18 protein-coding genes are annotated in these 26,343 nt (G+C 71.0%); 15 read left to right on the forward strand and 3 right to left on the reverse strand.

What is annotated here, in order from left to right:
- Window positions 1–102 precede the first annotated feature (102 nt).
- From ABD295_RS07310 to ABD295_RS07325, 4 genes are read left to right on the forward strand one after another with little or no spacing between them, the layout of a single operon-like run.
- Window positions 103–513 carry an NAD(P)H-dependent oxidoreductase subunit E gene (locus ABD295_RS07310; protein ID WP_425574011.1) on the forward strand — a complete coding sequence of 137 codons (411 nt, stop codon included), beginning with the start codon at window positions 103–105 and terminating at the stop codon, window positions 511–513.
- Window positions 510–2,048, forward strand: coding sequence for an NADH-ubiquinone oxidoreductase-F iron-sulfur binding region domain-containing protein (locus ABD295_RS07315; protein WP_344303020.1), 1,539 nt, complete (start codon window positions 510–512; stop codon window positions 2,046–2,048). Before ABD295_RS07310 ends, ABD295_RS07315 begins: the two co-directional genes overlap by 4 nt.
- On the forward strand, window positions 2,045–4,900 hold the full coding sequence (gene fdhF / locus ABD295_RS07320) for a formate dehydrogenase subunit alpha (RefSeq protein WP_344303021.1): 2,856 nt from the start codon (window positions 2,045–2,047) through the stop codon (window positions 4,898–4,900). Before ABD295_RS07315 ends, fdhF begins: the two co-directional genes overlap by 4 nt.
- A complete protein-coding gene (locus ABD295_RS07325) occupies window positions 4,897–5,145 on the forward strand; it encodes a formate dehydrogenase subunit delta (protein WP_344303022.1) in 249 nt (82 codons plus the stop codon). The genes fdhF and ABD295_RS07325 overlap by 4 nt, the downstream gene beginning before the upstream one ends.
- 26 nt (window positions 5,146–5,171) lie before the next feature.
- On the opposite strand, the gene ABD295_RS07330 is transcribed toward ABD295_RS07325, so the two are convergent.
- Window positions 5,172–5,981: a TetR/AcrR family transcriptional regulator gene (locus tag ABD295_RS07330; protein ID WP_344303023.1), complete on the reverse strand. Its 810-nt coding sequence runs from the start codon at window positions 5,979–5,981 to the stop codon at window positions 5,172–5,174.
- A gap of 120 nt (window positions 5,982–6,101) precedes the next feature.
- On the opposite strand from ABD295_RS07330, the gene ABD295_RS07335 reads away from it, so the two are divergent.
- From ABD295_RS07335 to ABD295_RS07345, 3 genes are all read left to right on the forward strand, one after another.
- Window positions 6,102–8,303, forward strand: coding sequence for an MMPL family transporter (locus ABD295_RS07335; protein ID WP_344303024.1), 2,202 nt, complete (start codon window positions 6,102–6,104; stop codon window positions 8,301–8,303).
- Window positions 8,304–8,540: 237 nt separating this feature from the next.
- Window positions 8,541–10,400 (forward strand): multicopper oxidase domain-containing protein, encoded by a 1,860-nt coding sequence (locus ABD295_RS07340; RefSeq protein ID WP_344303025.1) that lies wholly within the window; start codon window positions 8,541–8,543, stop codon window positions 10,398–10,400.
- An 82-nt stretch (window positions 10,401–10,482) separates the two neighbouring features.
- Window positions 10,483–11,322: a formate dehydrogenase accessory sulfurtransferase FdhD gene (locus ABD295_RS07345; RefSeq protein ID WP_344303026.1), complete on the forward strand. Its 840-nt coding sequence runs from the start codon at window positions 10,483–10,485 to the stop codon at window positions 11,320–11,322.
- Window positions 11,323–11,358: 36 nt separating this feature from the next.
- Here the strand turns inward: ABD295_RS07345 and ABD295_RS07350 are convergent, their stop codons facing one another.
- Window positions 11,359–13,725 (reverse strand): peroxidase family protein, encoded by a 2,367-nt coding sequence (locus ABD295_RS07350; protein ID WP_344303027.1) that lies wholly within the window; start codon window positions 13,723–13,725, stop codon window positions 11,359–11,361.
- Window positions 13,722–16,382, reverse strand: coding sequence for a patatin-like protein (locus ABD295_RS07355; RefSeq protein ID WP_344303028.1), 2,661 nt, complete (start codon window positions 16,380–16,382; stop codon window positions 13,722–13,724). Before ABD295_RS07355 ends, ABD295_RS07350 begins: the two co-directional genes overlap by 4 nt.
- Before the next feature lie 114 nt (window positions 16,383–16,496).
- Between ABD295_RS07355 and ABD295_RS07360 the strand changes: the two genes are divergently transcribed.
- The 8 genes from ABD295_RS07360 to ABD295_RS07395 all read left to right on the forward strand — a co-directional run bounded on the left by ABD295_RS07360 (window position 16,497) and on the right by ABD295_RS07395 (window position 26,277).
- Window positions 16,497–16,973: an ester cyclase gene (locus tag ABD295_RS07360; protein WP_344303029.1), complete on the forward strand. Its 477-nt coding sequence runs from the start codon at window positions 16,497–16,499 to the stop codon at window positions 16,971–16,973.
- A gap of 3 nt (window positions 16,974–16,976) precedes the next feature.
- Window positions 16,977–17,738 (forward strand): hypothetical protein, encoded by a 762-nt coding sequence (locus ABD295_RS07365; protein ID WP_344303030.1) that lies wholly within the window; start codon window positions 16,977–16,979, stop codon window positions 17,736–17,738.
- 75 nt (window positions 17,739–17,813) lie between these two features.
- Complete coding sequence (locus ABD295_RS07370; RefSeq protein WP_344303031.1) at window positions 17,814–18,365, forward strand: gamma carbonic anhydrase family protein; 552 nt, start codon at window positions 17,814–17,816, stop codon at window positions 18,363–18,365.
- Window positions 18,366–18,448: 83 nt separating this feature from the next.
- Window positions 18,449–19,624: an exonuclease SbcCD subunit D gene (locus tag ABD295_RS07375; protein ID WP_344303032.1), complete on the forward strand. Its 1,176-nt coding sequence runs from the start codon at window positions 18,449–18,451 to the stop codon at window positions 19,622–19,624.
- Window positions 19,621–22,647 carry an AAA family ATPase gene (locus ABD295_RS07380; RefSeq protein ID WP_344303033.1) on the forward strand — a complete coding sequence of 1,009 codons (3,027 nt, stop codon included), beginning with the start codon at window positions 19,621–19,623 and terminating at the stop codon, window positions 22,645–22,647. Before ABD295_RS07375 ends, ABD295_RS07380 begins: the two co-directional genes overlap by 4 nt.
- Window positions 22,648–22,690: 43 nt before the next feature.
- Entirely contained in the window at window positions 22,691–24,214 is a 1,524-nt protein-coding gene (locus tag ABD295_RS07385) for a TldD/PmbA family protein (protein ID WP_344303034.1), read from the forward strand.
- Window positions 24,214–25,614, forward strand: a complete 1,401-nt coding sequence (locus ABD295_RS07390) for a metallopeptidase TldD-related protein (RefSeq protein ID WP_344303035.1) — start codon at window positions 24,214–24,216, stop codon at window positions 25,612–25,614. The genes ABD295_RS07385 and ABD295_RS07390 overlap by 1 nt, the downstream gene beginning before the upstream one ends.
- 99 nt (window positions 25,615–25,713) lie before the next feature.
- Window positions 25,714–26,277, forward strand: coding sequence for a hypothetical protein (locus ABD295_RS07395; RefSeq protein ID WP_344303036.1), 564 nt, complete (start codon window positions 25,714–25,716; stop codon window positions 26,275–26,277).
- Window positions 26,278–26,343 lie beyond the last annotated feature (66 nt).

Consider the following 26,343-nt stretch of genomic DNA (forward strand, 5'->3'; position numbering starts at 1 on the left):
TCCGGAGCCGCCTCTATGCCGACCTCGCCCGTGGGGTCCCCGTCCAGTCACCCGTCCAGTCACCCGTCCAGCACGACCGACCGCGTCGCCCTCGTCCGCGCCATCGCCACGGCTCACCTCGCTGAGCGTGGAGCGCTGATGCCGGTCCTGCACGAGGTCGTCGAGGAGCTGGGGCACGTCGCCAGGGAGGACGTCGAGACCATCGCCGACGTGCTCAACCTGTCGGTGGCCGAGGTGCACGGCGTGGTGACCTTCTACAAGGACTTCCGCACCGAGCCGCCGGCCGCCCACACGATCGCGCTGTGCCGCGGTGAGGCCTGCCAGTCGGTCGGGGCCGAGCCGTTGTACGCCGACACGACCTCGCGCGCCGCCGACCTTGGCAGCGACGTCGAGGTCGATGAGGTCTTCTGCTTCGGCAACTGTGCGCTCGGGCCGTCCGGCACGCTCGACGGCCGGCTGCACGGTCGGCTGTCCTCCGAGCGGATCACCAACCTGACGGAGGCGTGGCGATGAGCGCACGTGTCTACGTCCCCGGGGACGCAGCTGCCGTGTCCGTCGGCGCCGACGAGGTCGCGGCTGCCTTCGAGGCCGCCGGGGCCCGCGTCGTGCGCAACGGCTCGCGCGGCATGCTCTGGCTGGAGCCGCTGGTGGAGGTCGAGACCGATGCCGGGCGCGTCGGCTACGCCAACGTCGAGCCGGGTGACGTCGACGCCGTCCTCGCGGGCGAGCACGCCCGGGACATCGGCGTCGTCGACCAGCACCCCTGGCTGACTTCGCAGCGACGGGTCAGCTTCGTGAGGGTCGGGATCGTGGACCCCGCGTCCATCTCCGACTACGAAGCCCATGGCGGGTACGCCGGCCTGCGCCGGGCGTTCTCCCTCTCCCCCGCCGAGGTGGTCCAGGAAGTCACCGACTCGGGGCTCCGCGGTCGCGGCGGCGCCGGCTTCCCGGCCGGCATCAAGTGGAAGACCGTCCACGACCTCGAGGCCGACCTCAAGTTCGTCGCCTGCAACTTCGACGAGGGCGACTCCGGCACCTTCGCCGACCGCATGGTGGTCGAGGGCGACCCGTTCACGCTGGTCGAGGGCATGACGATCGCGGCGTACGCCGTGGGCGCCAGCGAGGGCTACGTCTACGTCCGTTCGGAGTACCCCCACGCGGTCTCCGCGCTGCGGCGGGCCATCGACGCGGCGTACACCCACGGCTACCTCGGCGAGGACATCCACGGCTCCGGACTCTCCTTCGACCTGCACGTCCGGGTCGGTGCGGGCGCCTACATCTGCGGCGAGGAGTCCTCGATGCTGGACAGCCTCGAGGGCAAGCGTGGCGAGGTCCGTGCCAAGCCGCCCATCCCCGCGATCAAGGGTCTCTGGGACCGGCCGACCGCGGTCAACAACGTGCTCACCCTGTGTGCGGTCCCGATGATCCTGGCCGACGGAGGGGCTGCGTACGCCGAGCTCGGCACCGGCCGTTCGCGTGGCACCCAGGTCTTCCAGCTGGCGGGCAACATCAAGCAGGGGGGAATCGTCGAGCTGCCCTTCGGGGTCAGCCTGCGCGAGCTCGTCGAGGAGTACGGCGGCGGCACGCTCACCGGGCGTCCGGTCCGTGCCGCCCAGGTCGGTGGCCCCCTCGGGGCCTATGTCCCCGCGACCGGCTTCGATGTCCCGATGGACTACGAAGCCCTGGCGGAGTCGGGGGCGATGCTCGGGCACGGCGGCATCGTGATCCACGACGACACCGTCGACATGGCCAAGATGGCGCGGTTCGCGATGGAGTTCTGCGCGGTCGAGTCCTGCGGCAAGTGCACACCCTGCCGGGTCGGCTCGACGCGCGGGGTCGAGGTCATCGACCGCATCATCGCGGGCAGGGCCGACGGGCAGGACGTGGCGACCAACCTGGTGCTGCTCGACGACCTGTGCGACACCATGACCAAGGGGTCGCTCTGCGCGATGGGCGGGCTCACCCCCATGCCCGTGCAGAGCGCGATCAAGCATTTCCCGGAGGACTTCGGTCCCCACGACTTCGAGCGAGAGGTGGCGCCGGCATGACGCTCATCGACGAGCCCCAGAGCATCTGGAACCCCGAGATCGACTTCGGGACCCCGGCCGTTCGTGACGCCGAGTCGACCGTCTCGGTGACCATCGACGGCCGGCACGTCGACGTCCCCGCCGGCACGTCGGTGCTGCGGGCCGCGACCGAGGCAGGCGTGGCCATCCCCAAGCTGTGCGCGACCGACTCGATGAAGGCGTTCGGCTCCTGCCGCATGTGCCTGGTCGAGGTCGACGGCGCTCGGGGCGTTCCTGCTTCGTGCACGACGCCGTGCTCTGACGGCATGGTCGTCAGCACCCAGACCGAGACGGTGCGTGAGCTGCGCCGCAACGTGATGGAGCTCTATCTCTCCGACCACCCCGAGGACTGCGACGGCTGCGCCCGCGGCAACTGCGAGCTCCAGGCGATGGCCGCGACCGTCGGCTCCGCCGAGGTCCGTTACGGCCGGCCGGAGACGCGCGAGGAGGTAGCGCACGCGCACCCCGTCGACGAGTCCAACCCCTACTTCAACTTCGACGCCTCCTCCTGCATCGTCTGCTCGCGCTGCGTGCGTGCCTGCGCCGACATCCAGGGCACCTTCGCGCTCACCGTCGAGGGGCGCGGCTTCGACTCGATGATCAGCGCCGGAGGCACCGACTTCCTCTCCTCCGAGTGCGTCTCGTGCGGCGCGTGCGTGCAGGCTTGCCCCACCTCCGCGCTGCAGGAGAAGTCGGTGGTCGCGCTCGGCATGCCCACGCGCTCGGTCGACACCACGTGCGCCTACTGCGGGGTCGGCTGCTCCTTCCGCGCCGAGGTCCAGGGCGACGGTGACGACAGTCAGGTCGTCCGGATGATCCCGTCCAAGAACGGCGGGGCCAACGAGGGCCACAGCTGTGTGAAGGGCCGCTTCGCCTACGGGTACGCCGCCCACAAGGACCGCCAGCTCTCCCCGATGGTGCGCGACACCATCGACGACGAGTGGCGCAAGGTCTCGTGGGAGGAGGCGATCGCCAAGGTCGCCACGGGCTTCCAGGCGCTCCAGGCCGAGCACGGCGTCGGCGCCATCGGCGGCATCTCCTCGAGCCGGTGCACCAACGAGGAGGTGTACGTCGTCCAGAAGCTGGTCCGGGCGGCGTTCGGCAACAACAACATCGACACCTGCGCGCGGGTCTGCCACTCCCCCACCGGCTACGGCCTCAAGCAGACCTTCGGCACGTCTGCCGGCACGCAGGACTTCAAGTCTGTCGAGAAGAGCGACGCGATCCTGCTCATCGGCGCCAACCCGACCGACGCCCACCCCGTCTTCGCCTCGCGCATGAAGAAGCGGCTGCGTGAGGGTGCGCGACTGATCGTCGCCGACCCGCGGCGCATCGACCTGGTGCGCAGCCCGCACGTCGAGGCGGCCCACCACCTGGCCGTCCTCCCGGGATCCAACGTCGCCTTCGTCAACGCGATGGCCCACGTGATCGTCACCGAGGGCCTGCACGACGCGGCGTTCGTGCAGGAGCGCTGCGAGGACGCCGACGAGTACTTGGCCTTCATCGCCGATCCTGCTCATTCGCCCGAGGCGACGGCCGAGGTGACCGGCCTCGACCCCGACGAGCTGCGCGCTGCCGCACGGCTCTTCGCGAGCGTCCCCAACGGGGCGATCTACTACGGTCTGGGCGTCACCGAGCACTCCCAGGGCTCGACGATGGTGATGGGCATGGCCAACCTCGCCATGGTCACCGGCAACATCGGTCGCGAGGGCGTCGGGGTCAACCCGCTCCGCGGTCAGAACAACGTGCAGGGCTCGTGCGACATGGGCTCGTTCCCGCACGAGTTCCCGGGCTACCGGCACGTCTCCGACGGCGACACTCGCGCGATCTACGAGTCCCTCTGGGGCAAGTCCCTCGACCCGGAGCCGGGGCTGCGCATCCCCAACATGTTCGACTCCGCGTTGGCCGGCTCCTTCCGCGGGCTCTACGTCCAGGGCGAGGACATCGCCCAGTCCGACCCCAACACCCAGCACGTCGAGGCGGCGCTGCGGGCCATGGACCTGGTGGTCGTCCAGGACCTCTTCCTCAACGAGACCGCCCGCTTCGCGCACGTCTTCCTGCCCGGCACGTCCTTCCTCGAGAAGGACGGCACCTTCACCAACGCCGAGCGCCGGATCAACCGCGTCCGGCCGGTCTTCTCCTCGAAGGTCGGCCTCGACGAGTGGGCGATCACCTGCGCGATCGGGCAGGCGATGGGCTACGACATGTCGTACGACTCCGCCTCGGAGATCATGGACGAGATCGCGGCCACCACACCGACGTTCGCGGGCGTCTCGTTCGACCGGCTCGACGAGCTCGGCTCGATGCAGTGGCCGGTCTTCGACGACAGCTCGACGGGCACGCCGATCATGCACGTGGACGGGTTCGTGCGCGGCAAGGGCAAGCTGATCGAGACGGTGTTCGTGCCGACGACCGAGCGGTCGACGCGGAAGTTCCCGCTGATCCTCACGACCGGGCGGATCCTCAGCCAGTACAACGTCGGGGCCCAGACCCGGCGTACCGCCAACAACACGTGGCACCCCGAGGACGTTCTCGAGATCCACCCCGCCGACGCCGAGGTGCGCGGCATCTCGACCGGGGATCTCGTCGACCTCTCCAGCCGGGTGGGGTCGACGACGCTCCGCGCGATGGTCTCGGAGCGGATGCCGGCCGGCGTGGTCTACACGACCTTCCACCACCCGGTGACCGGCGCCAACGTCGTGACGACCGAGAACTCCGACTGGGCCACCAATTGCCCTGAATACAAGGTGACCGCCGTCCAGGTCGGCGTCGCCAACCAGCGCGGCGACGCCGCGGTGGCGCAGGCGCGCGAGCCCTCGTCGGTCCACGCATGAATGCACTGACCAAGGTCGAGGCGCGGATGGGCAACGACATCGCCCGCCAGTTCGCGCACCTGCCTGCCTCGGAGGCCGCCGAGGCCATCGCCCGGCACATCGAGACGTTCTGGGACCCGCGGATGCGCCGTGCTCTCGAGGCGCTGGTGGCCGAGAAGGACGACTCGCTCGACCCGCTCGTGGTCGACGCGGCCGGGCGCCTAGCCACGCACGTGGCGCGAGCGGAGCCCGACGCCCAGCCCTAGGTGAGCGCCGGTCGAGCACCCAGCGATCAGGCCTGATCGCCCGGATAGCCGGCGATGACCCTGAGACGCTCCCAGTCGTCGGCCATGCCCAGGCTGGTGCCGATCTCGAGGATCGTCGCGCGGAAGAGCGCGCCCGACGAGGTGAGCTGAGGGTCCATGTGGCCGAAGACCTCGAGCGTGACGATGCCGTAGAGGCGCGCCCAGGCGAGCTCGAAGAGCCACAGCACGCCGACGCCGTCGTCGCCGAAGAGGCGGACCAGGTCGGCCTTGGGTGACTCGCCTGCCGACTCCCAGCGGGTCACGACACCGGGCTCGAGCTGGTCGCGCGACGGCGCCGGGAAGTGGCGCTGCTCCCAGAGCCGGTAGAACAGCTCGCCGAAGAAGTCGGTGAAGAGCGACTCCCCTTCGGCGCACTCGTCGGCGCCGGCCAGCAGGGGGAAGGAGTGCTCGTGGCGGTCGTCCCCCGGGGTCGGCGGAGACGCGAAGACCATCCGGAACTCCGCGTGGTTGCCCAGCGCCCAGGCGCGGAACGCCGTTGCCGCGGCCACGATCTGAGCGGCCGGATCGTCCTGGGGATGCTCGTCGCGCGCGACCGCCATCGCGGCCACGACGTCGACGAAGATCTGCCGGGTGACCAGCGCGTTGAGCGCAGCGGCGCCGTCGACGTAGCGGTAGAGCGCCGGCGGAGTCAGTCCCATCTCCGTCGCCACGGCCCGCAACGACACCTCGCTGCCGCCGCGGAGCAGCTGGCGGGCGACGTCGACGATCTCGTCGTACGTAGCCTGACGCTGTCGCTCGCGGCGCGTCGGGCCGGTGTCGGCCGAAGTCGTCGTCATCGGATCTCCTCTCGACTCGTCACCTAACCATAAAGGTTGACAACTCCTGTGAACACCCTTCACAGTTATGCGCATTAACTTTTCTGAAGGTCCGACACCATCTTGTGCAGGAGCAACTCCATGAACCGCTGGGGCGCTTTCGTCGCTCGACGGGCCCGCGCCGTGCTGGCCGCCGCTCTCGTCCTCGTCGCGTTGGCGGCCGTCTACGGGTTCGGCGTCTTCGGCGCCTTGTCCGACGGCGGGTTCGAGGACCGCGACGCCGAGTCGAGCCGCGCCTTGTCCGCCGTCCTCGAGTCCTTCCCGGAGAGCTCGGCCGACCTGGTCGTCGTCTACTCCAGCGACGACCTGACCATCGCCGACCCGGAGTTCGCAGCGGCGGTCCGGGACACCCTCGATGGGCTGGCCGCCGGCCCCGTGGTCAACACCGTCACCTGGTTCGACACCCAGTCCCCCGACCTGGTGAGCGCCGACCAGCACGCGACCCGGGTGATCGTCACGCTGGCCGGTGACGACCTCGAGGAGAAGGTGGCGTCGTACGACGCCGTCCGGGACGACCTCGACGCCTCCTCGTCGACCGGCCTGGAGACGCACGTCGCGGGCCAGTACGTCGTCTTCGAGGACGTCAACGGCCAGGTCAGCAAGGACATCGCCCGCGCCGAGTCGATCTCCCTGCCCATCGTGCTGCTGCTCAGCCTGGTCATCTTCGGGAGTGCGATCGCCTCCCTGATGCCGACGATGGTCGGCCTGGTCGCGGTGGTCGGGGCCTTCGCGGTGGTCCGGCTGATCACCAACCTCACCGACGTGTCGGTGTTCTCGATCAACGTCATCACCCTGCTCGGGATGGGCCTGGCGATCGACTACGCGCTCTTCGTGGTCAACCGCTTCCGCGAGGAGCTCGGCAAACGGCCCACCAGCGACCGGGCCGACGTCGTGATCGCGATCGAGCGCACGATGGCCTCTGCCGGCCGCACGGTGCTCTTCTCCGGCGTCATCGTCGCGGCAGCGCTGTCGTCCCTGCTGGTCTTCAAGCAGCCGTTCCTGCGATCGATGGGATACGGCGGCATGGCCGCCGTCCTGGTGGCGATGGCGGCGTCGCTCACGATCCTGCCCGCGGTGCTGACGCTGCTCGGCCGCCGGTTGGAGTGGGGGACCATGCCCTGGCGCCGCCGCAGGCTGGCTCGCGCCGGCGCCGAGGGCACCGACCTTGACGATGGACACGGCGCCTGGGCCCGGATCGCCCGGAGCGTCATGGCCCGCCCGGTGGCGTACCTCGTGGGCATCACGGCCACCCTGCTGCTCATCGGGTCGCCGATCCTCGGCGCGCAATGGGGGTCGGTCGACGAGCGGATCCTGCCCGAGGGGTCCCCCAGCCGGGTCGCCTCCGAAGTGATCGCCGACGAGTTCGGCGGCGACACGTCCTCGGCGGAGGTCGTCGTGACGGGCGGCTCTGCCACGGAGGTCGATCAGTACGCCGCCGACGTGGCCGAGGTGGCCGACGTGATCGGCGTCCAGCCCGTCGGCTCGGACGGCGACCGCACGCTGCTGCGCGTCAGCTGGATCGGTGCCGGGCAGTCGCAGACGAGCCAGGACCTGGTCAAGGACCTGCGCGAGGTTCCCGCGCCCGACGGCGCGACGGTCCTGGTCGGCGGGCCCTCGGCAGCGACGGTGGACCTGGTGGACTCGGTCTTCGACCGGCTGCCCGTGATGGCGCTGATGGTCGGGGTGATCATGCTGGTGCTGCTCTTCCTGGCGTTCGGCTCGGTGGTGCTGCCGCTCAAGGCGATCGTGATGGCGATCATCTCGATCGCGGCGTCCTTCGGCGTGGTGACCTGGATCTTCCAGGACGGTCACCTGTCCGGGCTGCTGGGCTTCGACTCACCTGGCTACCTCGACGTCACCGAGCCGATCCTGATGCTCGCGATCCTCTTCGGGTTGTCGATGGACTACGAGGTGTTCCTGCTGAGCCGGGTCCGCGAGGAGTGGGACCGCACCGGCGACAACACCGCCGCCGTCGCGATCGGCATGCAGCGGACCGGCCGGATCATCACCAGCGCCGCGCTGCTGCTCGCGGTCGTGATCGGAGGGTTCGCCACGTCCGGGATCGTCTTCATCAAGATGATCGGGGTCGGCATGCTCGTCGCCGTGCTGCTGGACGCCACCGTCGTCCGGGCGCTGCTCGTCCCCGCCACCATGCGGCTGCTCGGCCGCGCCAACTGGTGGGCCCCGGCGCCGCTCGCCCGCTGGTGGGACCGCCACGGCCACCACGAGACGCTCGCCGACGAGCCTGTGGACAACTCCCGCGAGCGCTTGCCCGTCGGCTGAGGGGTTCGCTCGAAGGTTGCGGTTTGGTCCCCAACCGCAGAAATCCCGGCCGCAGACCTGCGGTTGGTGACCAAACCGCAACTCGCGAGGCCGGCCCACTTCCCGTCCACAGCACCGCCGGCTGGTGATCACCGGCGTCGTGGCGGCGGGCTTCATGCTCTTGACCGGTCCAGACCTTTGGGCGACACGGCACCAATGGATGTGCCGCAGAGCCGGTCGGCACCAGAGAATGCGGCGGTGGTGATCAGGGGGGCCGGAAGGCTGACGGCTGCCGCCGTCGGCGTGGCAGTGACAGTGGCGACAGCGGTGGGGCTCGTGCTCACGCCGAGCAGCGCGAAGGTCGAGCCGGCGATGGTCGCCGACCCCGGCCCTCCCGAGGTGACCATCTCGATCGCCCTGGGCGGCGCCACCCACGGGTACGTCAACCCGGACGTGGCGCTGGCGCAGGGCGGGACGCTCACCATCGCGAACGGCGACGGCGTGCTGCACACGGTGACCTCGGACGCGCTCGGGACCAGCGGCGACCCGCTCTTCGGCTTCAGCGTCCCGGCGCGCACCACGCGTTCGTTCGCGTTGCCCTCGCTGGCCGGCGGTGCCTACGGCTTCTACTGCGTCTTCCACCCGGGGATGCGGGGGACGCTGACGGTGATCGGCGGACCCGTCGGCGAGGTGCCCGCTCCCCCGTCGTTCGACCAGGCGCTGCGGATCCCCAAGGTGCTCAGCGGCGACCACATCACCATCCCGATGAAGAAGGCCGACGTCCGGATCATGGCCGACGGCCCGAAGACGACGATGTGGACCTACGGCGGCAGCTATCCCGGACCCACCATCGAGCGCCGGGCCGGTCAGCAGACCAAGGTCACCTTCGTGCACAAGCTGCCGAAGGACGCCGGGTCGATGACCGTCCACCACCACGGCGGCCACCAGAGCTCGGCCGACGACGGGCAGCCGACGAAGCACCTCATCGAGAAGGGCGCCAAGCGCACCTACACCTACGCTCTGCGCGACGCCGGGAAGCCGGCGCCGGCGGCGTTCAACTTCTACCACGACCACCGCATGCACGTGACGGCGCGCAACAACTGGCGTGGGCTGCAGGGGATGTTCCTCATCACGGACCCCAAGGAGAAGAAGCTCGGCCTGCCGACCGGCAAGTACGACGTGCCGCTGCACTTCTCGGACCGGTCGTTCACGGCGTCGAACCAGCTGTCCGACCCGTTCGGTCATGCGGCGCACTCCGGCCACGGCGGCATGCCCGGCTGGATGACCGGCGAGCACGCACCCCCGAACGACGCGACGGTCGGCCAGCGGATCCTGGTCAACGGCCAGTACGCGCCGTACCTCACCGTGAAGCCGGGGCTCTACAGGCTGCGGCTGCTCAACGCGTCGCTCTTCTCCGCCTATGACTTCGCGCTCTCCGACGGCTCCGCGTTCACCCAGGTCGGGACGGGCAGCGGGTTGCTGCCCGCGCCGGTCACGCGCCAGGACGTGCTGCTCGGCCCTGCCCAGCGGGCCGACGTTGTCGTCGACTTCCGGGGGAAGGCAGGGCAGGACGTGCTGCTCAGCACGATCCCGCGCAGTGACAGCACCGGCACGGGATCACGCAACGCGGCGCTGATGCAGTTCCGCGTGCGCGGGACGACGTCGCAGAAGGCGCGCGTGCCCGGCAAGCTGCGACCGCTCGCGCCACTGAAGGGCGTGCCGGGCAAGGTGTCGAAGACGTGGACCTTCGATCTCTCCGAGATGCACTCCGGCGGGCAGCACGGGTCGTTCTGGTCCATCAACGGCAAGATGTTCAAGGCGAGCCGCATGGACCACAAGGTCCGGATGAACTCGGTCGAGAAGTGGAAGCTGCGCAACACCAGCGACATGACCCACTACGTCCACCTCCACCAGGAGCAGTGGCACACGCTGTCGCGCGACGGCGACGAGCCGCCGCCGTGGGAGCAGGGTCTCGAGGACACCTGGCGGCTCGACCCCGGTGAGGAGGTCGTCGTCGCGGCGAGGTTCACCGACTTCCCGGGCGTCTTCATGCTGCACTGCCACATGCTCGACCACGAGGACCACGGGATGATGGCGCAGTTCGAGATCGTCCGGTAGCGCGGTCCGGTCGAAGGTCGAGTGCGCTGGTGGTCGTGGTCTCTGCGAGGGCGCGCACTCGACCGGCCGTACGCTTGATCCTGTGAGCAGCTCCCGCCGCCCTGGACCCACGGTCCGGGTCCGGGTGACCGAGACCAAGGGCGATGCAAGCCACGAGCGCGAGGACCGTCTCGTCACCGAGGAGCCGCTCGAGATCCGGCTGACCTGGCCGGGCTCGCCGGCCTCGCGGGCATGGGTGACGATGCGGACGCCGGGCCACGACTTCGAGCTCGCTGCCGGTTGGGCCGCGCACGAGGGGCTCGTCGAGCCCGAGCCCGGCGCGGTCCGCAGCGTCGCCTACTGCACCGACGAGGACCTCACGCCGGAGCAGGAGTTCAACGTCGTCACGCTGACCCTCTCCGCGCCCCCGCTGATCGACATGTCGCACCGGCACACCGGCACGGGCGGGTACGGCGCCGGCTCGGCCTGCGGCGTCTGCGGCAAGGACTCGATCTCGGCCGTCCTCGACATCCCGCACGCGAAGCCGTGGGACGGGGAGCTGCCGTCGGTCGACGTCGTACGCCGCCTCCCCGACCAGCTCCGCGAGCGTCAGCAGGTCTTCTCCCGCACCGGCGGCGTGCACGCCGCGGGCCTGGCCACGGCTGACGGCGAGCTGCTCGTCGTCCGCGAGGACGTCGGACGCCACAACGCCGTCGACAAGGTCACCGGCGCGCGTCTCCTCGCCGGCGACCCGGTCGCCGAGGCCGCTCTCGTCGTGTCGGGTCGGGCCGGCTTCGAGCTCGTCCAGAAGGCGGTGGCCGCCGGCATGGGCTCGCTCGTCGCCGTCGGCGCGCCCTCGAGCCTCGCCGCGCACCTCGCCGCCGAGGCAGGCCTCGCGCTCTACGGCTTCACGAACGGCGAGCGCACCGTCCGCTACGCCTGACCCGCTCCGGTGGTCGAGGAGGTCGCTCAGCGACCGTCAGGAGACCCCGCGAGCTCGTTCGCCCGCCCACGGGTCGGGGCCGAGTCCCTTGGTGCAGGCCCGCAGCGGGTGCCGCTCCTCGCTGAGCCTGCCCTCGTCCCACGGCTCGAAGGCGTTCGTGATGTTGGCCAGCCCGGTCTCGGCCAGCGCCGGCACGTTGCGCAGCAGCACGCTCTTGAACGACGCCTCGTCGATCCAGGCCAGCCCCTCGGTGGTGTAGACCTCCGAGCGGTAGTCGTCGGTGTAGAACCGGTCGCCGAGCAGCCGCCAGCTGGCGTTGAGGATGAAGATCTGGAACAGCGTCTCGCCGAAGCCGAAGGCCGTCGGACGGTGCGCCTCGGTGAGCGTCCCGATGAGCAGGTCGATGTCGTCGACGTTGTCGCGCCCCTCGTCGTCGGTGCCGTAGAGGTCGCGCAGCTCGGCCACGACGTCGGGGTCGTCGATCAGGTCGTCGTACCTCGTGATCGGCTTGAGGCCGATCTCGCGGCGCAGCTGGTTGAAGGTGGGGACGCCGCGCTCGCGGTCGCGGTAGAGGTCGACCGCGGCGAGGTCCATGACCCCGATCCCCGGCACCGACACGTCCTGCATGGACGCCGGGTAATTGTTGTTGACCAGCGCTCCCGGCAGCTGCTCGCCGAAGGTCCTGGCCAGGGCGTCGAAGCCGAACTCGCCGATCATCCGGTGCGAGCCGGCGTGCCGCGTGCGGCCGAGCGGCACGTCCTCAGCGGGCGTCCCGTCGAGATGAAGGATGTTGACGGTGTCAGGGAGCAGGGAGTGCAACCGGTAGACGGCCGTGAACTCCTCGCTGAGGCCGTACTTGGCGAAGGTGCCCTGCGGGTTGCCGACGATGCCGCCGAGCTCGCGGCTGGTGATCGGGATGTCCTCGAGCACCCGCTTGTGCAGGCCGCCGAAGGCGTTGGTGACCAGGCCGTACCAGTTGCTCATCATCCCGTCGTTGAGCGAGTGGTTGGGCAGGATCGCGGGCGTCCACTCGATGGTGTGGATCTTCGCCATGACGGCCGCGTTGATCAGCCGCGCGGTCTGGAACAGCGTCTCGTCGTCCCAGTCGGGGTGGTTCTCGGCGAGCATGTCGCAGATGGCGTTGTGCTCGCGCGCGAAGACGGTGTGCAGCAGACCCAGACCCACCCACCAGTTGCGCGAGAAGCCGGTCAGCTCGGTGCCGGTCTCCGGGTCGACAGGCAGGATGCCGTCGTCACCGATCAGCAGCTTGCCGCCCGCCATGGACCGCACCCGGCGCTGGGTGTCCCAGTCGCTGCCGTAGAGCTGCGAGCCGTCCCACCAGTGCGTGACCTCGTTGAGGAACGTCGGTGGCAGTCCTTCGTCCTCGGGTCGGCGCGTTGGGTCGGTCTGGGTCGGGTGGATCGAGAGGTGGTCGATGCCGTAGCTGCGCAGCGGGTCGTCCTCGGCCAGTGGGATGGACACGGTGCGGCTCTCGTCGTTGGAGCCATGGCTGACCCAGTCGGCGTTCTGGAACTGGATCCATGCCGCGGCCCACAGGTTCAGGAACGGGATGGTCTTGCGTTCACCCTTGCTGGCCATCAGGCGCCGGCTGAGCTCCCGGACACTCACCGGGTCGGTGGCCGGGTCCTCCGGCACCCGGATCCCCGCAAGGCCGCGGTCGTCGCCGACGTTGCGGAAGAAGCGCGTGTACGCCGCCCCGACCATCGGGTCGTGGCGCCCGTCGTCGTCCTTGAGCAGGTAGTTCCACGAGCCGTCGGCACTGCGCCACCGCTCGGCCCACTCGGGCGGCTCGAGGTCGCCCTCGACATACCCGGTCTTGACGCCTTCGGGGTAGGGCCGCACGAGGTTGTTCTCGAACAAGGTCTCGCGCATGTGCGCCAGCTTGAGGATCTGGTACCACTTCTGCAGCGGCCCGGGGAGCCGCTCGCCGACGGAGTACCAGTCGGTCCAGATCTCGCCGCTGGCGCCACGGCGGCCGGCCAGCTTGGTCAGCCGGTGGAAGACCGCCGACCCCGCAGCGCCTGCCGCGCGACCAGCGGCGACGCGGACGGCGTACCCAGGACCGTGCTGGCCGGGTTCTGGCGCGGCGGGCTTGGGCAGCTCGGGAGGGGCCTCGAGGGTGCCTCCGGCCGCGACCGCGGAGATCCGGGACTGGAAGACCTTGGTCTGCTGCTCGCCGAGGGTGAGCGCGCTCGCCGCCGCGAGGTCGGCCCTGGTGAGCTTGGGGCCGACCGTCGCATCGTCGGCGCCGGCCGCCAGCGCCGCGCGATAGCTCTCGACGGCAGCGTCATAGCGCTCGTCGATGAGGGCGGCGTCCCCGGCGGCGATCAGGTCGCCGATCTCGGGGGCGTCGCTCGCGGGGTTGGGCACGGTGGTGGTCATGCCTGGCTCCTCTCTAGTGCTTCGGCGGCGGCTCTCGCCTGGATCCGCGCGCGGGCCGCGGCCCTGCGACTGCGGCGTTTGACGTCCTGGATCGCGACCCGGCCGGCCAGGAGGACGAGCGTCACGACGAGGAGGACCCACGCCGGCACTGCCACCCAACCGGGTACGCCGCCGGTGCGGGTGGCGACGACGAAGATGCCCGACGCGACGGCGATCGCCAGCACGGCGGCGGCGACGACGCGGCGGGTGTTCAGCGACAGCTGGCGCCAGCGCCAGATCGTCGTCGACGTGAAGGACATGAAGGTGCCGAAGCCGCGAACGCCGCGTGGTGCCTCCGCGCGGAGCAGCGCGGCCGTCGTCGTCGCGGCGTTGAGCATCAGCGTCCCGACGTGCGGCATGCCCACCTCACCGGCCAGCCTCTCGACGCCCACCAGGTTCAGCGCGAGGAGCTCGGCGAGACGCTCGGGAGGTACGCCGGCGAGCGTGACCCGGCCGGGCCGGTCCGGGTCCGGGGTGCCCGCCCGGGTGACGGCGTCGGCGAAGATCCGCGCTTCCTCGCTGACGTTGGCGCCGGCGCGGCCGTCGGCCTCGATCTCGGCGGCCACCACCGGCAGCAGGTCGCGCAGCACGGCCGACTGCACGGCGCGCAGGTGGTGGTCGAGACGGCCGCTGCTGGTGAGCTGGCCCTCGGTGGCCTCGTCGAGGAGGCGGACCATCCGCTCGGCGGCGTCGAGCCGCCCCCACATCCAGTCGTTGGCCCGCCACGAGCGCTTGAGGAAGGCCGCGAAGTGGCCGAGCTGGACTCCCGCGAGCTTCTCGTCGGGGTCGTCGCGCTGCGCCGGGTCCATCGTGACCGCCTCGTCGGCGGTGAAGTGCGCGAGCCGGATCGTCTGGTCGGGAGGCGGGTCGGCGGGGCCGAAGGCCATCTCGACCACTTCGAACCCGAGCACCAGGCGGCCGAGGTCGGACGGTCCCGCGCCGTCGTGCAGCGTCACGAGACCGCGCATCGTCCGGGCACTCTCCGATCCGCTGGCTGACGCCTCGACCGACAGGTGGGGCCGGACCGTGCCGACGAGGAGGCCGAGGTGCTCGCCCAGGCGCCCGACGAGCCCGTCGAGCCCGGGCGTGTGCTCGGTCTCCGACCACCGGCGCAGGGCGGTCTCGAACGCCGCGACCGGCTCATGGGGCTGCTTGGCCAGCTCCTCGAGCAGCAGCGCGTCGATCGCCCCGACGGGCGCGAAGTGGTCGGCCTCGTCACGGATCTTGGACAGCCCCGCCTTGGCCGCCAGCAGCTGGGACGCGCCCGCCGCGTCGCCGGCCTCGGTCAGCAGCCCCACCGCCAGGTTCGTCCAGGTCACCATGAGCGCGACCAGCCGGCGTACCGGGGAGCCGCCCCAGTAGTCGCCCGGCTTGTCGGCGTACTCCCTCGGGATCCAGGGCAGGGTCACCGATCCTGCGTCGCCCGCGGTGCGCATCAGCACGCTGGCGAGCTCAGGGGTGACCCGGTCGCTGAGGCGCGCCAGGATCCGGTCGCACGACCGGCGGTGCCGGCCGGCGCAGTACGACGGGAACAGGGCCTGGGCGACATCGAGGAACCGGCTCCATGCCTCGGCGGGCGGCAGGCCGCCGAGGTCGCCGAGGAAGGCGGTGCGGGCCGCGCGCCGGCTGAGCACGTCGTTGTTGTGGTTGCGCACGTCGAGCTGGAACGACGACATCGACTGGTTGCGCGGGATCCCCAGCGTCGATTGCCCGACCGTGCGCCCGACGAGCGGTGCGGATGCCTCGCCGATCTCTCGGGTCACCGGGTCGGGCACGACGAGCGCGAGCACCCGGTGCACCCGCTCGGCCGCCGGCTGGGCCGCGATCGCCTCGACGGCGTTGCGGGCGGGCAGGTTGTTCAGGACACCTCCGTCGACGAGGTACGCCGGCCCGACGGTGTCGCCGTCGGGTCCGCCGTTCGCCAGGGCGGGTGCGTGGCGGGGTTCGTAGAGCCCCGCAGGGACCGTGCTCGCCTCGAAGGCGCCCGGGAAGGATGCCGTCGAACGGCACGCGCGGGCGACCCGCAGGGACGACAGCGGATCGCGCTGGAAGTGGAAGTCGTCGTCGGTGAAGCGGAACTCCACCGAGTGGTCGAGGCTCTGCAGCGCCGACTCCCCGTCGGAGATGGTGAGGACCTGCCCCTCGAGGTTCGTAGAGGTGAGCCGGATGTCGAGCGGCGGGTTGAGGTCCCGCTCGCCGCGACCGCTGGCCGCGACGGCCTCGAGGGCGCTCTGCAGCTGCGGGAGGAAGTAGGTGTCGCCGCGCAGCAACGAGCGGATGTCGCTGGCTCGCGGCGGGTGCAGCAGCAAGGAGAAGTCGCCGCTGTTGATCCACAGGTCCTGGAGGGCGACGAGGTTGGCCGCGTCGTTCGCGAGACCGGTGGCCAGGAAGGCGCCGTTCACCCCGCCGGCGCTGGTGCCGACGACGACGTCGATCTGGACCACGAGGTCGAGCTCGCTGCAGAGGTCCACCCACTCCGCCTGCGCGAGCGGGTGCCCCTCCCCCGCGCTGACGGCGCGGAGCAGCTCGTCGGCGACTCCGCCGATCCAGATCGCCAGGCTCACTCCGCCGTTGAGCGCGAGTCCGAGCCGCACCTCACGAAACACCTGCTGCTTCACGTCCTCGCTGCGGGCTAGGCCACTCGATTCCGTCCAAGACGGACCACGCCGGACCGTCCTATGCTCCCGATCGTGTCAGCAACCGACGTGCGCTTGGAAACTGTCCTAGACCACATGCGCCTCGAGAACGCACACGACTTTCCTGCCTGTGCGGCGAAGTTCGGCAGCGCCAAGTACGAGGTGCTGGCCGACGGGACGACGTACGACGGCCACGACGCGGTGACCGGGTTCCTCGACGAGAACAAACAGGCCTTCCCGGACTTCCACTTCGAGCCCGTGCGCATCTCGCCGGCGCCGGAGGTGGTGGTCGTGGAGGGCCGCTTCCAAGGGACCCACCTCGGCACGTGGAGGGGGTTGCCGGCCACGGGACGCAAGGTCGACTTCCCGATGTGCCTGGTCTTCGAGTTCGAGGGGGACTCGATGGTCAACGAACGGATCTACATGGACCTCGGCACGCCTCTACGGCAGCTGGGCGTCGCGTTCGACCCCAACAGCACGGCCTTCAAGGTGGTCACGGCGACGACCCACCCGGTCACCCTGACGCGCGCCCTCTTCGGCTCCTTGCGCCGACGTCTCTCGCGGAAGGACTGATCGATGGACTGGGTGGTCAGTGCCGCCTACGTCTCGCTCATCCTCTGGGGCCTGTCGGTAGGAGTCCGCCAGATCGTCCAGGGGCGGAAGCGCCCCTCTGAGCTGCTCAACCCGCTCTTCTCCAACCGGGTCGCGATCAACCTGTTCACCCTGCACATCGTGGTCGTCTCGCTCGACCTGTTCGTGATCGGGCCGTTGGCTGTGGCCAACAAGAGCACGCTCTGGTACTGGGGCGGACGGATCCTGCTCCTGTCCTCCTCGCTGCCCATCGCGGCGTTCTTCAACCGCAACCCCCAGTCCTTCGGAAGGCTCATCGGCACCTGGGTGGTGCTGCGCAACTTCTTCGAGTACGGCTTCCACATCGTCGTCGCCGCCATCGCGGTCCGGTGGGACCTCTACTTCCTGCTGCTCTACTGGCTGGTCGCCTACCGCTACCTGGACGTCGGCCCCCGCCGCGCGCTGCAGAAGCTGTACGGCACCCCCGAGCTGAAGGCCGCCCGCCCGTGGGCGCCCGTCCTGAACTGGGCGGTCATCGCGTCTCTCTACGTCGCCACCTTCTTCGTGGTCCGCAACGACCTGCTCGTCTTCGCGAGCGTCCCCGGCGACGACGTCCCCGTGCACGACGCCGCGCCTTGGGAGTACGGCGTCGTCATCGGCGTCAACGTCGCGCTCCTGCTCGTCGTCTGGACCATGGTCGGCCGCTACGCCCAGTCCCTCGTGCAAGCGGCATCCCCGGCAGCCGACGAGACAGCACCGACCCACTGACCCCGGTGGTCGAGGAGGTCGCGCAGCGACCGTCGCGGGACCCCCCGCACCCGACTGCGGACCTAACCTGATCGCATGCCCACGATCCACCCGACCGCCACCGTCGCGTCGAGCGCCGTCGTCACCGGCGACGTCACGATCGGCGCGCACTCCCGAGTCCTCCACCAGGCCGTCCTCAACGGCGACCTCGGTCCTGTGGTGATCGGCGAGTACGCCGTCGTCATGGAGCACGCCCTGCTGCGCGGCCGCGCCGCCCATCCCTGCGCGATCGGCAGCCACGTCCTCGTCGGCCCGCACACCCATCTCAACGGCTGCACCATCGAGGACGAGGTCTTCGTCGCCACGGGAGTCTCGGTCTTCCCCGGCGCGATGATCGGCACTCGCTCCGAGCTCCGGATCAGCTCTGTGGTCCACGTGAACACCACGCTCGCACCCGGCACCACCGTCCCGATCGGGTGGATCGCCGCTGGCCAGCCCGCCGAGCTCTTCTCCCCCGACCGCCACGACGCCCTCTGGGCCGCCCAGGAGCCCCTCGACTTCCCCGGCACCGTGTACGGCGTCCCCCGCGGCACCTCGATGGTCGAGATCATGCGCCGCCAGTCCGCCGCGTTCGCCTCCACCGCCTGAAGCTTTACCCAAGCCCGCCGTGTGTCCCACCGACTACGGCGTGGGTCCAACCCCCTGTCGGCGGTGGGACCTAAGTTGCGCATGTGAGAGTCCTCCACACCTCTGACTGGCACCTCGGCCGGTCGTTCCACCGTGAGGGGATGCTCGGGGCCCAGGCGGTGTTCGTCGACCATCTGATCGAGACAGTCGAGCAGCAGAAGGTCGACCTCGTCGTGCTCAGCGGCGACGTGTACGACCGCGCCCTCCCCCAGGTCGACGCGGTGGCGCTGGCCGACGAGGCGTTCAGCCGGTTGGCGGAGAGCCGGGCCAGGCTGGTCGTGACGAGCGGCAACCACGACTCCGCCCAGCGGCTGGGCTTCGGGAGCCGGCTCATCGACGCCGCGGGGGTCTTCATCCGCACCGACGCGAGCCAGGTCGGCAGGCCGGTGCTTCTCGACGACGAGCACGGCAAGGTCGCCGTCTACGGCATCCCTTTCCTCGAGCCCGACGCCCTCCGCGAGCCCTGGGGTCTCAAGGCGCGCAGCCACGAGGCCGCGCTCACCCAGGCGATGGACCGGGTCAGGCGCGACCTCACCAGGAAGGACAGCACGACCAGGTCGATCGTGCTCGCGCACGCCTTTGTCGCGGGCTGTGAGCCGAGCGAGTCCGAGCGCGACATCAGCGTCGGCGGGGTCTCGATGGTGTCGAGCCAGGTGTTCGACGGCGTCGACTACGTCGCCCTGGGCCACCTGCACGGGCGCCAGCAGGTCACCGACACCATCCGCTACTCCGGCTCCCCACTGGCCTACAGCTTCGGCGAGGCCGACCAGGTGAAGGGCTCGTGGCTCGTCGACCTCGACCGGGCCGGTGCGATCAGCGCCGAGTTCGTCGAGGCGCCGGTCCCTCGTCAGCTGACCCGGATCCGCGGCGCGCTCGAGGACCTGCTCGCGGACCCCGGGCTGAGCCGCCACGAGGCGTCCTACGTCCAGGCGACGCTCACCGACGACGCGCGTCCCGCGCAGGCGATGGAGCGGCTGAGGAAGCGGTTCCCCTACACCCTCGTCCTGACCTTCGAGCCCACTCACGTCGACCGGGACACGACGCCGCGGCACCGTCCGCAAGGCCGCGGCGACCAGGCGATCGCGCTCGACTTCGTGCAGGAGCTGCGGGGGACTCCCGCCAGCGAGGCCGAGGCCGCGCTGCTCCAGGACGCCGTCGACGCCTGCTGCCACGACCGCGACCAGGACGTGCTGGTCACCGAGGCGGGTGACGCGCGATGAGGCTCCACCACCTGCGCATCACCGCTTTCGGGCCGTTCGGCGACACCGTCGAGGTCGACTTCGATGCCCTGTCGGGCGCGGGGTTGTTCCTGCTCAGCGGCGCGACCGGAGCCGGCAAGACGAGCGTGCTCGACGCGGTCTGCTTCGCGTTGTACGGCGACGTCCCCGGCGATCGGGGCAGCGCCAAGCGGCTGCGCTCCGACCAGGCCGAGGCGGGGGTCGCCCCCGAGGTCGTCCTGGAGGCGACGCTGAGCGGCCGCCGCTTCCGGATCCAGCGCTCCCCCGCCTGGGAGCGGCCCAAGCGCCGCGGCAGCGGAATGACGACGCAGCAGGCGTCGGTGGTCGTCAGCGAGCGCGTCGACGGCGCCTGGCGGACCCGGTCCACCCGGCTCGACGAGGCCGGGCACCTGGTGGGCGACCTGGTCGGGCTCAACGTCGAGCAGTTCTGCCAGGTCGCGATGCTGCCCCAGGGCCGCTTCCAGGCGTTCCTGCGTGCCCGCTCCGAGGACCGCCACAAGCTGCTCCAGCAGCTCTTCCGCACCGGCCGCTTCGAGGACGTCGAGAAGTGGCTGCGTGAGCGTCGTACGACGCTGCGCAGGGAGTCCGAGACCCACGAGCAGGCGGTCGCCGACCTGGTCAGCCGGCTCAGCGAGGCCGCGCCGCCCGTCGCGCTCGCCGGTCGCGTGCCCGACCTCGGCGAGGTGGCCGGCGCCGCCCGCACCGAAGGATGGGCAACGCTGCTGCTGGCTCTCGCCGAGGACGCCCACGAGCGAGCCCGCCACGATGCCGCCGTCACCGAGCGGGCCGCGAGCCTCGCCACGGCCGACCTCGCGACGGCCGAGCGGCTGGCCGAGCTCCAGGACCGCCACGCCGCGGCCCGCGCCGAGCTCTCACGCCTCGACAAGGAGGAGACGCAGCACTTCAGCTCCGTGCGTCGCCTCGAGGCCGCCGGCCGGGCCGGCCGCATCCTCCCGCTCATCGCGCTCGCGGAGGGCGCCCGCACCCGCTCCGTCGAGGCACGTGCCGTCGAGGCGTCCGCGCGCGCCGCGCTCGCCGACCACGGCCTGCCCGCCGACCGCCTGGGCGACCCCGACGAGCTCGCGCGCACCCGCGACCAGGCCCGCCTCGACGCGGCGGCCGCCCGCGCCCTCCAGCCACGGGAGGAGCAGCTCGACGCCATGCGCCGCAAGGTCGAGACGTACGCCGCCCGGGTGCAGCTGCTCGACGACGAGCTCACCCAGCACGAGACCGCGCTCGCGCTGCTCCCCGGCCGCCTCGAGCGCACCCGCGCCCAGCACCGGGAGGCCGTGGCCGCCGCGGCGGCCCTGGCCGGCGCCGAGAGCAGCGCCGCCGACCTCCACAAGCGGGTGGCCGCTGCTGCCCAGCACGCCGCATTGGCGCCCCAGCTGGAGGAGGCGAAGACCGCCCTGGTCCTCGCCGTCGAGGAGGTCCACCTCCTCACCGAGCAGTGGTTGCACCTGCGCGAGCAGCGCATCGAGGGCATGGCCGCCGAGATGGCGCAGACCCTCGTCGTCGGTGGCGGCTGCCCCGTCTGCGGCTCCGAGCACCACCCCCACCCCGCCCGTGTCGGCGGCTCGAGCGTGGACGCCGAGGCGGAGCGGGCTGCCCGCAAGGCTGTCGACGACGCCGAGGCGACCAAGCTCCTCCGCGAGGAGCAGGTGCGTGACCTCAGGACCAGGCTCGAGATCGCCGAGCTGATGGCCGGCACCCAGCACGGTCGGCTCGGCCAGCAGGTCGAGGCCGCCGACGCCGAGGCGTCCCGGCTGCGGGAGCTCGCAGAGACCGCAGCGACGCTCGAGGCGCGCGTGGCCGCCATGGAGCAGGAGGCCGGCGAGCTCACCCGCCGTCGCGACGCGGCCAAGCTCGAGAAGCAGGGCGTCGTGTCCGCCGAGACCACGGAGCGCTCCCAGGTCGCCCAGGTCACCGCCGAGATCCAGGCACTGCTCTGGGAGACCGACGACCCCGACCTCGCGACGCGCGGGCAGCGTCTCACTGCCCTCGCGGCCGCGTGCGACGCCGCCCTCTCGGCCATGGACCGCGCCGCGCACGCTCACGACGACGCCGCCCGCGCCGAGCAGTCGCTGGCCGACGCGCTGCGCGCCAGCGGGTTCGCCGACGCCCTGAGCGCCGCCGAGGCACACCTCGAGCCCGACGACCTGGAGGCGCTCGGTGAGGCGGTGCGCGCCCACGAGGCCGCGCGGCTCGCGGCTCGGCAGGCCTACGACGACGTCGTCCTGGTCGAGGCGGCGGCCGCCCCCGCCCCCGACCTGGTCAGCATTCGTGGTGTCGCCGACGACACGCGCGCGGCGGCGGCCGAGGCGGTGACGACCCTGACCATGGCAGCCGGCCGCTTCGAGCGGCTGGAGGCGCTGCACGCCGCCGTGTCCGCGGCGGTCGCGGCGTGGCAGCCGGTGAAGGCCGACCTCGACCTCACCTCGGAGCTGTCCGCCTTCGTCGACGGACGCTCGCCCGACAACCGGCTGCAGATGCGGCTGTCGGCGTACGTCCTGGCCTATCGCCTCGCCCAGGTCGTCGACGCCGCCAACGATCGGCTCGCCAGGATGAGCGACCGCCGCTACTCGCTCGTGCACACCGGGCGGAAGGGGGCCGGCGAGAACCGCGGCGGCCTCAGCCTGCTGGTGCGCGACGACTGGTCCGGCGAGTCCCGCGACCCGGCCACCCTGTCCGGCGGCGAGACGTTCGTGGTGTCGCTCGCCCTCGCGCTAGGCCTGGCCGACGTGATCACCCAGGAGTCCGACAGCGGCTCGCGCGGCGACACGCGTCTCGACACCCTCTTCGTCGACGAGGGGTTCGGCAGCCTCGACGCCGACACCCTCGACGACGTGATGGACACCCTCGACTCGCTGCGCGAGGGCGGCCGGGTCGTCGGCGTGGTCAGCCACGTCGCCGAGATGCGCGACCGGATCCCGGTCCGCCTCGAGGTGGTCAAGGACCGCCGCGGCTCGACCCTCCGCAACCCCGTCGGCAGCGTCCGTTCATAAGTCGCTGGCACCCCTGGGGGACCCACGCGCTAGGTTCGACGTCGTGCCTTCTGAGCCCCAGCTCGACGACTCGTTCACCGCCCTCCCCTACCGCCGCCTCGGCGACGTCGCCCTCCAACGGGCCGCCGACCTGGGGGCCACGCATGCCGACTTCCGCTTCGAGCGGGTGCGCTACCAGCACATCGGTGTGCGCGACGGCCACCTGCAGGGAGCTGCCGACTCCGAGGACCTCGGCTTCGCCGTCCGGGTGATCCATGGCGGGGCCTGGGGCTTCGCCGCCGGTGTCGTGCTCACCGAGGAGGAGGCGCTGCGGCTCGCCGACACGGCCGTCGCCGTCGCCAAGGTCGCCGCCGACATGACCTCGACCCCTGTCGAGCTGGCCGCCGAGCCGGTCCACGCCGACGTGACCTGGGTGTCGCCCCACCTCGTGAACCCGCTCGAGGTGCCGACGGCGGAGAAGGCCGCGCTGCTGATCGACTGGACCAACCGGCTGCGCGAGCACGGCTTCGTCCAGCACGCCAGCGCATCGCTGCAGCAGGTGCAGGAGAACAAGTACTACGCCGACCTCGCCGGCACCCGCACGACCCAGCAGCGCATCCGCCTGCAGCCGGCGTTCGAGGCGATGGGGTCTGATGCCGGCACCGGCCACTTCGACTCCATGCGCACCATCGCGCCTCCGGTGGCGCACGGCTACGAGTTCCTCACCGACGGCCTGTGGGACTGGGACAGCGAGCTCCTGCAGGCGCCCGACCTGCTCGCCGAGAAGCTCAAGGCCACCACCGTCGACCCGGGCATCTACGACCTCGTCATCGACCCGTCCAACCTCTGGCTCACGATCCACGAGTCCATCGGTCACGCCACCGAGCTCGACCGCGCGCTGGGCTACGAAGCCAACTACGCCGGCACGTCCTTCGCGACCTACGACAAGCTCGGCACGCTGCAATACGGCTCCGAGCTGATGAACGTCACCGGCGACCGCACCGTCGAGCACGGCCTCGCCACGATCGGGTACGACGACGAGGGCGTCGAGACCCAGTCGTGGGACATCGTCAAGGACGGCGTCCTGGTGGGCTACCAGCTCGACCGGCAGATGGGGCTGATGCACCCCGAGCTCAACGGCGGCCGCTCCAACGGCTGCGCGTACGCCGACTCCCCCAGCCACATCCCCATCCAGCGGATGGCCAACGTGTCGCTCCAGCCCGCCCCCGACGGGCCGAGCACCGACGAGCTGATCGCCGACGTCGAGCGAGGCCTCTACGTCGTCGGTGACAAGTCCTGGTCGATCGACATGCAGCGCTACAATTTCCAGTTCACCGGGCAGCGGTTCTTCCTGATCGAGAACGGCCGTCTCGCCGGGCAGGTCCGCGACGCGGCCTACCAAGCGACCACCACGGACTTCTGGGGCTCGATGGACGCCGTCGGAGGTCCCGACACCTGGGTGCTCGGTGGCGCGTTCAACTGCGGGAAGGCCCAACCCGGACAAGTCGCCGCGGTCAGTCACGGGTGCCCGAGCGCCCGGTTCCGCGGCATCCGCATCCTCAACGCCCTCCAGGAGGCGGGTCACTGATGGCGACTCCTCAGCAGCTGGTCGAGCACGCGTTGGCCTCGAGCACCGCCGACGACTGCATCGCCATCGTCAGCAACGGCACCCACGCCAACCTGCGGTGGGCCAACAACACCCTCACGACCAACGGTGTGATGCACGACGTGCACGTCACCGTCATCTCGTTCGCGCGCGTCGACGGTGGGGTGGCCACCGGTTCGGTGAGCGGCAGCGCCAGCACGCCCGAGCGCGTCGGCGAGCTGGTGGCAGCCGCCGATGCCGCGGCGCGGGCCGGCTCGCCCGCTGAGGACGAGGCGGGGCTCATCGCCGGCGCGGCCGGCGACGACTGGGACGACGAGCCCGGCAGCACCGACATCCACGTCTACGACGACCTCGCTCCGGCGCTCGGCGAGGCGTTCAAGCGAGCCGACGCCGGCGCGCGGGTGCTCTACGGCTTCGTCAACCACGGGGTCACCACGACGTACGTCGGTTCGTCGACCGGCCTGCGGCTGCGCCACGTCCAGCCCACCGGTCACTACGGCTGCACCGGCAAGACCTCCGACCGAGCCCGCAGCGCCTGGATCGGCGGAGCGACCCGCGACTTCGCCGATGTCGACGCGCTCTCCTTCGACGAGCGGCTCGCGGTCCGCCTCGGCTGGGGCGAGCGACAGGTGGACCTGCCGGCGGGGCGCTACGACACGATCCTGCCGCCGAGCTCGGTCGCCGACCTGATGATCGACGCCTACTGGTACGCCGGCGCCCGCACCGCCCACGAGGGCCAGTCCGCCTACAGCGCCCGCGCGGGCTCCCCGGAGGGTCAGACCACCCGCATCGGCGAGTCCATCGCGAAGCCGGGGGTGCAGCTGCTCTCCGACCCGGCCTACCCCGGGCTCGAGTGCGCGCCGTTCGCGCTGGCGACGTCCTCGGGTAACGAGCAGTCCGTCTTCGACAACGGCATCCCGCTGGGTCGTACGCACTGGATCCAGGACGGGGTGCTGCGTGCGCTCCTGCAGACGCGGCAGTCGGCGCAGATGACCGGGCAGACCGTGACGCCCTACGTCGACAACCTCGTGCTCGAGATCGACGGCGGCTCGGGGACCATCGACGACCTCGTCGCCGGCACCGAGCGCGGCTTGCTGCTGACCTGCCTGTGGTACATCCGCGAGGTCGACGCGCAGTCGCTCCTGCTCACCGGGCTGACCCGGGACGGTGTCTACCTGATCGAGAACGGCGAGATCACCGGCGAGGTCAACAACTTCCGCTTCAACGAGAGCCCGCTCGACCTGCTCACCCGGTTCACCCACGCGTCCGAGACCGCGCCGAGCTTCAGTCGCGAGTGGGGCGACGACTACTTCTCTCGCACGGCCACGCCGGCGTTGCGGGTCCCCGACTTCAACATGTCGAGCGTCAGCCAGGCGCGCTGACGGCACTCCCTTTCCTGCGTGACGCGGCTCACAGCCGGGTCACGGCCGTGACGTGCAACCTCGGACGAGCAGGTCGCGTCTTGGGCGTGTCATCAACTGATGACCACCACCCAGAAGGAGAGAACCACCATGCGCAGCACCCTCATCGCCGCCGGCGCCGCCGCGGCAGCGCTGGCCGGGTCCGTCGTCGTCGGCGGCACGGTCAATGCGGCAGACGCCCACCCCAGCCAGGGCGTCCAGCCCATCGTCACCACCGAGAAGGGCATCGTTCTCGAGTGCACCGGCGAGGCCCGCGGGCTGTCGGCGTACGTCAACCTCTACGAGAACGACACCTTCACCAACTACGTCCAGGTCATCCTGAACGACAAGCCTGGCCTCGCCGCGTCACGTGAGCCCAAGGACATCCTGTCCGACGGTGTCGTGAAGACGTCGGTCGACATCAAGGGCAAGCGGGCCAAGATCACCGGCACCGCCTCGAAGGTCGGCAAGCGCAAGCACGTCCACGAGGAGATCGACGACGCCGGCTACCGCGTGGTCTCCGACGGCTGGCACCGCCAGCTGGCGCACGACCTGACCCTCACGTACGGCGGCACCGCGGTCGACCTGACCTGCGCGCCGGCGTTCTTCTACAAGCTCGAGGTCACCAAGACCCCGATCAGCTGACTCCGTGCGGGTGGTCTCGACTTCCCGCTCGCTCCGCCCGCTGCTCGACCACCGAGGTCCCCTCGG

Source organism: Nocardioides bigeumensis (assembly GCF_039531755.1).
Lineage (GTDB): Bacteria > Actinomycetota > Actinomycetes > Propionibacteriales > Nocardioidaceae > Nocardioides > Nocardioides bigeumensis.

Bases quoted from the DNA above. Each gene is read 5' to 3' on its own strand.
- ABD295_RS07315 (WP_344303020.1), top strand. From the start codon at position 510: ATGAGCGCACGTGTCTACGTCCCCGGGGACGCAGCTGCCGTGTCCGTC.
- fdhF (WP_344303021.1), top strand. From the start codon at position 2,045: ATGACGCTCATCGACGAGCCCCAGAGCATCTGGAACCCCGAGATCGAC.
- ABD295_RS07325 (WP_344303022.1), top strand. From the start codon at position 4,897: ATGAATGCACTGACCAAGGTCGAGGCGCGGATGGGCAACGACATCGCC.
- ABD295_RS07330 (WP_344303023.1), bottom strand. From the start codon at position 5,981: ATGACGACGACTTCGGCCGACACCGGCCCGACGCGCCGCGAGCGACAG.
- ABD295_RS07335 (WP_344303024.1), top strand. From the start codon at position 6,102: ATGAACCGCTGGGGCGCTTTCGTCGCTCGACGGGCCCGCGCCGTGCTG.
- ABD295_RS07350 (WP_344303027.1), bottom strand. From the start codon at position 13,725: ATGACCACCACCGTGCCCAACCCCGCGAGCGACGCCCCCGAGATCGGC.
- ABD295_RS07360 (WP_344303029.1), top strand. From the start codon at position 16,497: ATGCGCCTCGAGAACGCACACGACTTTCCTGCCTGTGCGGCGAAGTTC.
- ABD295_RS07365 (WP_344303030.1), top strand. From the start codon at position 16,977: ATGGACTGGGTGGTCAGTGCCGCCTACGTCTCGCTCATCCTCTGGGGC.
- ABD295_RS07370 (WP_344303031.1), top strand. From the start codon at position 17,814: ATGCCCACGATCCACCCGACCGCCACCGTCGCGTCGAGCGCCGTCGTC.
- ABD295_RS07380 (WP_344303033.1), top strand. From the start codon at position 19,621: ATGAGGCTCCACCACCTGCGCATCACCGCTTTCGGGCCGTTCGGCGAC.
- ABD295_RS07390 (WP_344303035.1), top strand. From the start codon at position 24,214: ATGGCGACTCCTCAGCAGCTGGTCGAGCACGCGTTGGCCTCGAGCACC.
- ABD295_RS07395 (WP_344303036.1), top strand. From the start codon at position 25,714: ATGACCACCACCCAGAAGGAGAGAACCACCATGCGCAGCACCCTCATC.